Here is a 10,077-nt window from a genome sequence, read left to right on the forward strand (position 1 = left end):
TCGCCTTTAACGTCTTGCATTGCAATCATCTTGGATTATCTTCATCAACAATTTGAACATCATTATTAAGAACAAACTTTAGACTGGCAAAAGCGCCATTGCCGTGACCGCGATCGTATTGGGCATTTCTTGAACCACATCAAACTTCCAGCCTAGCCGTGCAGAGTAATCATTGATCATGGTTAAAAATCCCAAACCTGATGCTTCACTATTTTCCTCTGCACTTTTTTCAACTTGCTGAACATAAAGTTCGTTGGGGTCAGAAACTAGTAGCTCTTGAATAAATGCCTGAAATTTATCAACACCCGCCGCACTGATGCTATTTGTGGCAAAAAGGACAGCCGTGATCTGATCCTCCTCTACAAAATGAATCCCAAATCTGACTTTAGAGTGAGTGGTTGCATCGTTGAATTTCATGGCATTTTCTAACAGTTCGTTTGCCACGAAAACTACAGCAGCTTGCGTCTCTTTAAGCTGTCGTGCATGAGTTGGGTCGTCTTCATCAATTGGCAGAAAGTTGGAGAAATAGTCAGCAAGAAAGTGAGCCGATAGTCGGTTGTTACGCCAGCGCTGTTTAATTGGGCGAGAATCTGGGGTAAATGTGAGTTCGAGTGAGTCGTGTTCTGGAGGAAATTGTTCAATGAAATCGCCAAAAATCTGTGCCATCGTTTTTCCAGTTCTAGTTGTAATTGAGTTTCGTGTTGATAAGGGTTCCTAAATTTAGGTTATGTCTACGCTTTTTCCCTTACGGGTTCGTTAGTCGCTACAACGGGGGGAACCCCCGCAACGCGCTAGCTCACCAAATCAGGCTGTTCAGCTTCTCGCTTCAGCACCAGCAAGGTAATGTCATCAAATACTTTTTGCTTGCCAATGTGCCGCCTGACATCAGTAACTACAGCATCTTTTATCACCTGTGCTGAGTTGTGCCAGTTCTGGCTAATTGCTTCACACAGTTGTTCCACACCATATTGTTTCTTGTCGATATCATAGGCTTCTGGAATACCATCAGTGTAAAGAACAACACCTTCTCCAGGCTGTAACTTTACTGTTGCATGACTAATAAGACTGGCAATGTCATCATCGAGTCCAATAGGAAAACCGAGATCCATTGTGTCGATACGTTCGATTTTTCCGTCACTCCTGACAATCAGGGTTTCTTCATGCTGTCCACTGATGCTTAAGTTGCCCTTTGAATAATTCAGTACCGCCAGCGTCAAATTCTTTTCCGAGTTCATCCGTTGCACATTTTTGTATATAGTGCGGTTGAGGGCATCGAGGAACTTCACCGGGTCATACTCACGTACCTCTTTGAGGGTTCGCACGGCAGTTTGAGTCATTACCATCAGAATTCCGCTTTCTAGTCCGTGTCCAGTCACGTCACCAATACCAAGGGTAGTGACTCCATCGGTATGTAATACATCGTAGTAATCACCACCGACTTCATCGGCGGGTTCCATGTATCCAGCAATGTCGAGTCCTTCAATTTCTAATTCTTCCGGTTGGGGCAGAATCATCTGTTGCAACCGTTTAGTTACCTCTAGTTCAGCACCCATTCGGAGATTTTCGGCTGTGAGTTTTTCATTTAAGAGTTTGATTTCCTGATTTGCTCGTTCTAATTCAGCTGGGCTAGGAAGTGCTAAGGCTTGTGGGACTAAGGGGATAAGTTGTACGGCTGTAAATACAGATATTATTGCTGTTAGCGCTTTGATTAATCCTGATACCCAATAAGTTGGAAACCAAAGTGTCCAAATCTCCATGATGTGAGTAGTGCCACAAGCTACGATAAATCCACTAAATAGTAGAAAAATCCAATTAAAAGGCAAATCCTTACGCTTGCTAACGAAGTAGAAAAGTGTAACGGGAATAGAGTAGTAAGATAAGGCAATGAGTGCGTCAGAGATAACGTGTAGCGAAACTAAACCAGGTTTCCAAAGATAGCAATGACCATGAGGAATAAAATAAAATGTCAATAATTCAGATCCAAGATGCCACATAGAAAAATTCTCTATAATTTTGTTTCAAAACAAGGTAACGAGTATGTTATCAAACTAAATCACTAGTATCGCTTCAATAAATTGATTCCAAGTCAATAGTTGCCCTCCTGTGTGATCGCGTAAAAATGTAATTTCATCTTTTGTCAACGGCGATTCTCCGACACTTGCCATTGCAATATTCATTTCATCAAGGCTGATGATATTGTCTTCATCAGCATCAATTGGTAAAAAATAAGTCAGAAAATCGTTGTATTCGGCCATTAACTGACGATGACGCAGCATTAACTCACCGAATTCTTCAAAGTCGATTGTGTTGCTGCGATCGCTGTCCATACTTGTGAATAACAGCGTGATTTCGTTATCCGACAGCCCCTTTCCTGCCTGGTTTAAATGATTGGTTAATTCTTCAATACAGAGATGCCCACTCCGATCTTGGTCGATGGCATCGAAGATATAGCGCAAGTCTCCTTTAAAGGTAGAAGACGCTTGTTTAAACAGCAGTTGGCGCGGCTTGCTTTGGATCGCAGCCGCAAGTTGACGACGAAAGTTAGAAATAATCCGCTTTGCCACTAAAAACCGTTGCCGATGTTCTTCGGGACTGGCAACTGTATGCAGTGCTATCGGTACGAGTGAGGGTAGTGATCGCCGTAAAATCAGAAAACAGCCAATGGTTACAATCACAAACGGCAGTGCTAGGACAGGCAATTTTAGCGGAACAAACAAAGCTGCCAAGCCCCAACTAACTAGCGATGCGAGAAAGGCACAACCCAGAGCAATAGAAATACTGAATACATTTGGTGTGTAGAACACTCCACCAATGGCGATCGCTGTCAGGACAGCATTGTAACCCCATAGCCCAGTATACAAATCTTCAGGAGTCACTTGCAGCAGCAAACCTGCAAGTAAGTACACTACGCATCCTAGCAAGCCAACAATGGCACTAATCGGGGTACAAATGGCAATCCCCAGAATAACCAAAATTCCTACAACCCAGCTATTAGAAAAAAACACCTGCCCAACACTAAGCGGTAGCGATTGAGCCAGTTGCAAACCGTTAAATTGACTAGAAGAAACAGGCGGTAACGACCCCATATCGAAGAAAGTTTGGGGTAGAAACAGTACGATAATTACAAAACTTAGCACTGCAATATGATATGGAATACCGAGCGGAGCCACTCGGAACTGACTAGCAAACCAGACTCCTACGGTTTCCATTAATACTGTAGAAACAGAGGCGAATACAATCACTGCGATCGCCCAATTCAGATTCCATGTGCCATTGCCAAATAGCCCCATCGATGCGAGCGTCGCTCCGGTGAGTAAGCCATTTAGACCAAAAATGCCATTTTGAATATCATCTTGATTAATCTGGAAAGTTTTCGCAAAGTATTTCTGCAAGAGAATTGCCGTTAATGTTGCGATCGCGGTTCCAAGCAAGCTCATTGTCCCCAACCAAGGAGCTTGAATGAACATGGCGATTAAAAATAGTAGGCCGCTCACAGGATTATTCACAAAAATGACTTGACCAATACCGCGTAGAGTGGCGTTAATGAAATCCAATAAAGGTTGATCCATTAAGCGTTGATTGAGGGACTGCATCGTACCTAATGGCAATAAGCTTTTTGAAATCTTTATTTTTGATTCCTCTGAAGATAAAACGTAAGAAATTAACTCATGCAGAGGAGAAGGATCGTTATCCATTTTGTCTAGATTGCCAACAAAAAATAGGCGATAGCTAAGTCTAAAGGTTTTGTTCGCACTTAAGTTTCACAATGAAAACTAATCTAAATTTCAGATTCCCACAGGCACATTAACAATTTGAACAAACAGCTGCATCAACTGTTTAGTATCCACATCTAAACTAATAAATTTTTATTCTATTGATTCATTAAAGCACCTTTATTTACAATCAAACAAGAACATAAATGTCATATATTTAACTCTGCTCTGACGTTTATTGAGTTCCTACTACACTAACTAGTCTTTCTGTCAAGTTATAAATATCATAACTTTGACTATGTAAGAGGCTATTTATAAACTCAATCTCAAGATGAGTAATTAATTAAAATTGTAATCTAAAATACTGATTGGACAGGTAATTTACATACAATTAATTACTTTAAAGACTTATTGTATGGACTTAGCGGCGTTTTTACTAAAAATATAAAATTTATCAAAAGACAACTTTTATACAAATACATAAAAATAATTTTTATAAGATTATAAGAAAATCGGCATTAAAAAATCAACCTATGTAATGAAATTTAAAATCAGCAAATAGCTTATAAATACGTAATTTTACAATTTTTACAAAACTAAACATAGATGCTTTTTATCCTGCCAACCTATTTATTCTTCAAAGTGATAATACTTATGTATTGACAAAAAAACTAGTCTGTAAAACATTAACTAAAAATATCTGATAACAGAGAAAAATATATGACATTCATCTGCTTGTTTTGTCTCATATAAAAGTGCTTTAATAAACTGCTAAAGCAAGGTATTTGCAAAATTGATCTAAAAAATCATAACCGGGGTATAAAACTTTTATGTTCACTTAAGAGAGTTCGAGACTCAGTTGTACTTACGAATTAACTAAAAAGATACATAGCTTTGTAATTAGACCCTTGAGCAAATCATCACCCTCCAGGACTGCTTGACCAGGGCGATCACCTCATGTCAATAAAATAATTTATTCTCAATAAGTTGAGAAATAGTCGCATTTATAGCTGCTTATTGACATAACTATAGTAATTACTTTGAATTTAGAGAACTAACCCAATTCAGAGCAGTTCTATGGAGCAGCAATTAGCATGATAATCCGGCAAAATTGCTTTTGATAATGCCCGATTAGATTTTTATGCAATCATCCTTTACTTAAACAATTTTTCCAATGACAACTCAACTTACGCATCACAAAATTATTCTCGACACTGACCCAGGCGGAGATGATATCTATACCTTTCTGTGGCTTCTTAGCTTGGTAAAACGAGGATTTGCTGAACTTGTCGCTGTTACTTCCGCAGATGGCAATGTCGCTGCAAAATGCACGTTTTCTAGTGCTAGCCAGATTTTAAATTTAGTAGGATTTCCACACATTAAATTGGGTCGCGGTGTCCTTGCAAAAAGAGAAATTATAGAAGATGCCACCCATATTCATGGGTCGGATGGGATGGGCAATCTTTCTCATACCTTACCCGCCCCCACACACACCATTGAGGACGCTCCCTACTCCCATGAACTGATTATTGAGGAGTTGAATGCTACTCCGGGGGAAATTACTATCGTTGCGATCGCACCCCTAACCAACCTCGCGGCAGCAGAAACGAAAAGTCCCGGCATCCTGAAAAAAGCCAAGGAAATCGTGATTATGGGGGGTGCTTTCTTCTGTTCTGGTAATGTTACTCCCCATGCTGAATTCAATATTTGGTTTAATGTTGAAGCAGCTCAGACAGTATTTGATAGTCGAGACGATATTGTTGTGCTGCCGCTAGATGTGACCCGACGCTTAATTTTCACGCGAGATATGGCTGTGGCAGTCACTCAAGCAAATCCAGAGAGTAAACTTTCTCAGTTCTTGATAAATCTTTGTGAGTTTATGATTGGTACAGCCTTGGGTTATCGAGAAACAGGAGGAATTTCAGGTTTCCTTGTTCACGATGCGGCAACATTAGGATACCTGTTTTATCCAGAAACCCTGATGTTGAAAAGAGCAAAAGTCCGGGTTGAAACAAAGGGACAGTGGACACTAGGACAGACATTGATTGATAGTCGTCCTGCCACGAAAACAGCAGCAAATGCCTGGGTGGCGTTGCAAGTAGATGAGGGCAAATTTTTCACTAGCTTCGTTGAAGATTTGAAGCACCTATTCATAACCGCCAAGCTCTAAGATTCTCTTGTAGAGTCGCTTGCTTTTGATTTTAGGTTAGTAGTGAGTGGCTGTTATTCACTAGTTATTTCACAAATGTTACTACTGGCGATTGTAAGAAGGAACTTATTCAAACATGGAATTCTTTAGGCAACTAATTTTCTATTTGACATTTGCTTCACTTGGATTCACGATTACAGACATTTATCTGCGGGCTAACAAGCTCTGGAAGCGCAAGCATGATAAAGCGGTTGCTGAGAGTATTTCAATTGCAGCGATGTTCGTTAGTATAGTGCCAGGTAGCGTATTCACATTAAATTATCTGTTTGTTGGCCAGTGGCAGGGATTTATTCAAGAGGCTCTATATCTATTGCTCGTGACATTTAATATTTCAGTGGGAATAGAACTATGGGTTCCTGGAGAACGTCATAAAGGCGTTTTCACATTGCTGAAGCGAGCTCTCAATTTAGAGCGAAAGGAAGTTGGAGATTTAGCAATAGCTTTATTTAAACCGCCTCAGCATAAAACAATCATTGATATTCTCTGCCAGATTGCATTAATTGATGAAAGGCTGGATGAACGCGAACGAAAGTTTATTGATACGTTCGCACAGAAATGGAATATTGAATTTTCTTGGAATATGCTTCAGTCACGAGGCGATGATTCAGAGATGAACTTTATTAGGCTGCGGCAAGATGTTGAGAACTACTTAGCAACCTCTCCTCCAACTGAACAGATAATTCAATTACAGGACTTGATTAACATACTTATTAGGATTGATAAAAATATTTCCGAACCAGAAAGACTCATTAATATTGAACTGAATGGAATGTTTCGTCGTTATCTTAATCATGACGAAATATCCGAGGTTTTTTATACTATTGTGATTCCTCAAAACGAGAAGCAAGAACAGGCGATCGCTCAAAATTTTTCTGATTTGACCCGTTACAATGTTGCTGAAGGATTTGTCTACCGTAGCCAACCTTTTTACTCTAGGGAATTTGCCAAAATTTTTATTAATCAATATCGGGCGCTCAATCTATTTAGCATTGTCACGGAAATGCTATAAGTTTTTCTACCATTTAGAATAATAAATTGGGAAGTTATTTACTCATGTAATTCCATCTTTCTCCAGCAATACCTGACAGTTTAAATCTGTGTGGCTGCTACTTTTGAATTAAAATAAGATTAGTCTATTAGTTTCAGAAAGGTAAAAGATGATGACCACAGAGCGATTTAAAAAGTTCACAATCTTGCATTCTAATGATATGCATGGAGACTTTTTAGCAGAGGCTGGGGGTGAAGAGGGTCATTTGATTGGTGGAGTATCGTTGCTTTCCGGCTATATCAATAAGGTGCGCCAACAAGAGAAAAACGTGCTTTTTGTAATTTCTGGTGATATGCTCCAGGGTTCTCTGATTGATAAGGAATATAAAGGTCTTTCAACCATAGAGATTATGAATTATCTCGCTCCAGATGTCGTGACTCTGGGGAATCATGAATTGGATTATGGGTTACCTCACTTACTATTCTTGGAAAAGATGGCAAATTTTCCGATCGTGAATGCCAATTTGTATATCAAAAAGTACAACAAACGCTTGATGACTCCCTATCTGATCCTCAATGTCGATGGATTCGATATTATGTTCATCGGGATTATAACCGAAGAAGTTCTCAAGTCATTAAAACGTGAGAGTAGTATTGGTACATTTGTAAGTCTTGAAGATGCTGCTCCAGAAGTTGGCAAAATTTGCAACGTTTATAAAAACGAGGACATTGACCTAACAATTTTGCTCACTCATATCGGTTTTGAAGAGGATAAAAAACTAGCAGCATTGCTAGATCCGGAATGGGGTGTAGATATTATTATTGGCGGACACTCTCATACATTTTTAGAACAACCTGCCCAAGTTAACAATATTCTGATCGCACAAGCTGGAATTGGCACAGACCAAATTGGACGTTTTGATATTGTAGTAGATGATGATACTAACAGCATTGTAGAATGGCAGTGGCAACTCTTGCCTGTAGATAATAATTTGGCTGAACCAGATCCAGAAATCGGAAAGTTGATTACGATTTTTCAAGAAGAGGTCGATCGCAAATATAATCGACTTATTGGACGATTAGCACGTAAACTGACCCATCCTAAGCGTGAACAAGAAACGCAATTAGGTAACTTAATCGTTGATATTGTTGACCAACTAGATATGTTGGATGTAACTTTGATAGGAAGTGGTTCAATCCGTAGAACAAAATTAGGGCCGCTAGTTACACTTAGCGATATTAAAGAAGTTTTTCCTTACGACGATGTACTTTATAAACTGAAAGTTACAGGCGTACAGCTTACTAAGATATTCGCACATATTATGAGACTGGAAAACAGAATACCCGGTGAAAGTTGTTGTTTTCAAGTCAGCAAAGGTATTCAGGCAGTTTACAATGATTCCCAAAATCAGCTTGAATCTTTGAGCATTAATGGACAACCTGTACAAGCTGATGCTCAATACACTATCTGTATAGAGGAATATCATTATAAAAATTCACTACATAGTTTAGGCATAACAATTGAAGACTTGACAAAATTAGATAACGCTAAGGTAATTTCAACATCTTGCCAGAATGTTCTTGAAGAGTACTTTAGCCATCATCAAAATCTTAATAGCCAAATCGAAGGAAGATTGATCTACAAATTGAGCAGTGCTTACGGCAAAAGTTAGAGTTGAACTTGATTTTGAAATGGCTCACACCTTTCAACTACCGAAAACTGGTGGCGTTGAGGGGGTATAGCCATATACGTGCTTGTAAGTGTTCAAATGTTCCATCGGAGCGCCATCGTTTTAACCACCGATGGGACGAGCTTTTAGAAGCCCATGTTTTCCCACCCGGCAGATCACACCATCGACACCCAATAATCAAAATGTACAACAGACTATTTAATACATGGCGATACGGCGCATGAGGCATTCCCTTACCACGCTTAGATGGCTCCTTGGGAAATATATCCTCAAATAACTTCCATTCAAGGTCACTCAATCCCTCAAAACGTCCTGCCATCAACTGATACACCCCACTCAAGTCAAAAGTAGATTACCATAATCTGGTATTAGTGGGATAGGTTCATAGACCCCTCTCATCCGCATCAAAAGAAGCTAGAGTTTGTGAGACATTTTGGGTTTCCAGAATTGTACATACATCTACAGCTACCCATTCTGGTTTCTCTGGTGTACCGACGAACCGATTCAACTTATTCCCCTTTTTGAACCAATAATTTCCCAGACACCCCAGCCGTAAAACCCAACCCAATCGCCGCTACAGTAACGCTGGGCTTGATAAACAACGTCGCAATTCCGATAACTGCACCCCAAAGACAGCCATAACAGCAAACGATAATCAACTGATTTTTGGGTTTAGCTCTTTGGTCTTGAATAGATTGGTGAACGATGGCATAATCTTCAAGCTCATTGGTAATTTCTAGTAAAGAAGCGCCGTACTGTTTTTCTAGGCGTTCGATAGCTAGCCTGTCTGCCTTAACTGGGCTGATAGCTAGTTTTTGCAATGCTGTGGTTAATTTATCACTCATTTTTAAATTTCCCATACCCGCACATTCCAGAAAATGTTTAGAAAAAATTTAAATCTTGCTGGAAAAATATAAAGACCCTATTCTTCATCCGTACTTGGAGATGTAAGAATACCGGAACTTGACCGGAACTCAACTGGAACTCAACGGGAACTGTGACGAATGTTACTGGTTAACGTTAATAACGCTGAAACCATCTTTTTCATTTCCGCACAATCGGTTAGTGTCAATCAATTGTGATAGAGCATTTCTCAAGTAAAGAACACTCTTTTTCTCTTCGCCCCACTTACGGCTGTTTCTGATAGCGGCAAAAGAAGCTGGAGGACTAGCAGTAGCCGCAACAATTGCCACAATTTGGTCTAAATCAGTCTCAGAAATACTACTCTCTTCTACTTCCAGAAATCCCACTTCCTGATAAGGCTTTGAAAAAATGGACTCCAGATGATTAACTGCGTCTGATGGGGCAATCTTCTCCCCTCTGGGTATGACTGCTTTTTCATGCTCTTGAACTAATTCCGGGAAGAACTGAAGTAATGTTCTTGCTGGATCTGGTTGCCCATTGCCTGGGTGTTTGTAGGTCTTTAGTGGGACTTAAACAAAAATTAAATCCAAATGTAGCCCAAACTAGCTTTATA

Annotated in this window: 10 protein-coding genes; 3 read left to right on the forward strand and 7 right to left on the reverse strand. The window is 39.7% G+C overall.

Annotated elements, in window-relative coordinates; all coding sequences use genetic code 11:
• Nucleotides 1–78 precede the first annotated feature (78 nt).
• From ACFE90_RS17790 to ACFE90_RS17800, 3 genes are all read right to left on the reverse strand, one after another.
• On the reverse strand, nucleotides 79–666 hold the full coding sequence (locus tag ACFE90_RS17790; RefSeq protein ID WP_375502767.1) for a DUF6272 family protein: 588 nt from the start codon (nucleotides 664–666) through the stop codon (nucleotides 79–81).
• A gap of 125 nt (nucleotides 667–791) precedes the next feature.
• Complete coding sequence (locus ACFE90_RS17795; RefSeq protein WP_375502769.1) at nucleotides 792–1,994, reverse strand: PP2C family protein-serine/threonine phosphatase; 1,203 nt, start codon at nucleotides 1,992–1,994, stop codon at nucleotides 792–794.
• Between the two features lie 54 nt (nucleotides 1,995–2,048).
• Nucleotides 2,049–3,695, reverse strand: a complete 1,647-nt coding sequence (locus ACFE90_RS17800) for an urea transporter (protein ID WP_375502771.1) — start codon at nucleotides 3,693–3,695, stop codon at nucleotides 2,049–2,051.
• Nucleotides 3,696–4,887: 1,192 nt separating this feature from the next.
• Here ACFE90_RS17800 and ACFE90_RS17805 point away from each other — a divergent pair.
• The 3 genes from ACFE90_RS17805 (at nucleotide 4,888) to ACFE90_RS17815 (ending at nucleotide 8,582) form a co-directional block, all read left to right on the forward strand.
• Nucleotides 4,888–5,883, forward strand: coding sequence for a nucleoside hydrolase (locus tag ACFE90_RS17805; RefSeq protein ID WP_375502773.1), 996 nt, complete (start codon nucleotides 4,888–4,890; stop codon nucleotides 5,881–5,883).
• A 145-nt stretch (nucleotides 5,884–6,028) separates the two neighbouring features.
• Nucleotides 6,029–6,931 carry a hypothetical protein gene (locus ACFE90_RS17810; RefSeq protein ID WP_375502775.1) on the forward strand — a complete coding sequence of 301 codons (903 nt, stop codon included), beginning with the start codon at nucleotides 6,029–6,031 and terminating at the stop codon, nucleotides 6,929–6,931.
• Between the two features lie 148 nt (nucleotides 6,932–7,079).
• On the forward strand, nucleotides 7,080–8,582 hold the full coding sequence (locus ACFE90_RS17815; protein WP_375502777.1) for a bifunctional metallophosphatase/5'-nucleotidase: 1,503 nt from the start codon (nucleotides 7,080–7,082) through the stop codon (nucleotides 8,580–8,582).
• A gap of 37 nt (nucleotides 8,583–8,619) precedes the next feature.
• Here the strand turns inward: ACFE90_RS17815 and ACFE90_RS17820 are convergent, their stop codons facing one another.
• The 4 genes from ACFE90_RS17820 to ACFE90_RS17835 all read right to left on the reverse strand — a co-directional run bounded on the left by ACFE90_RS17820 (nucleotide 8,620) and on the right by ACFE90_RS17835 (nucleotide 9,850).
• Nucleotides 8,620–8,919, reverse strand: a complete 300-nt coding sequence (locus ACFE90_RS17820) for a transposase (protein WP_375502779.1) — start codon at nucleotides 8,917–8,919, stop codon at nucleotides 8,620–8,622.
• Between the two features lie 63 nt (nucleotides 8,920–8,982).
• Nucleotides 8,983–9,108 (reverse strand): hypothetical protein, encoded by a 126-nt coding sequence (locus tag ACFE90_RS17825; protein ID WP_375502781.1) that lies wholly within the window; start codon nucleotides 9,106–9,108, stop codon nucleotides 8,983–8,985.
• Between the two features lies 1 nt (nucleotide 9,109).
• Nucleotides 9,110–9,445, reverse strand: coding sequence for a hypothetical protein (locus tag ACFE90_RS17830; RefSeq protein ID WP_375502783.1), 336 nt, complete (start codon nucleotides 9,443–9,445; stop codon nucleotides 9,110–9,112).
• A gap of 162 nt (nucleotides 9,446–9,607) precedes the next feature.
• Nucleotides 9,608–9,850, reverse strand: coding sequence for a hypothetical protein (locus tag ACFE90_RS17835; RefSeq protein ID WP_375502785.1), 243 nt, complete (start codon nucleotides 9,848–9,850; stop codon nucleotides 9,608–9,610).
• Between the last annotated feature and the right edge of the window lie 227 nt (nucleotides 9,851–10,077).

It is taken from the genome of uncultured Nostoc sp. (assembly GCF_964245445.1).
Classification (GTDB): domain Bacteria; phylum Cyanobacteriota; class Cyanobacteriia; order Cyanobacteriales; family Nostocaceae; genus Nostoc.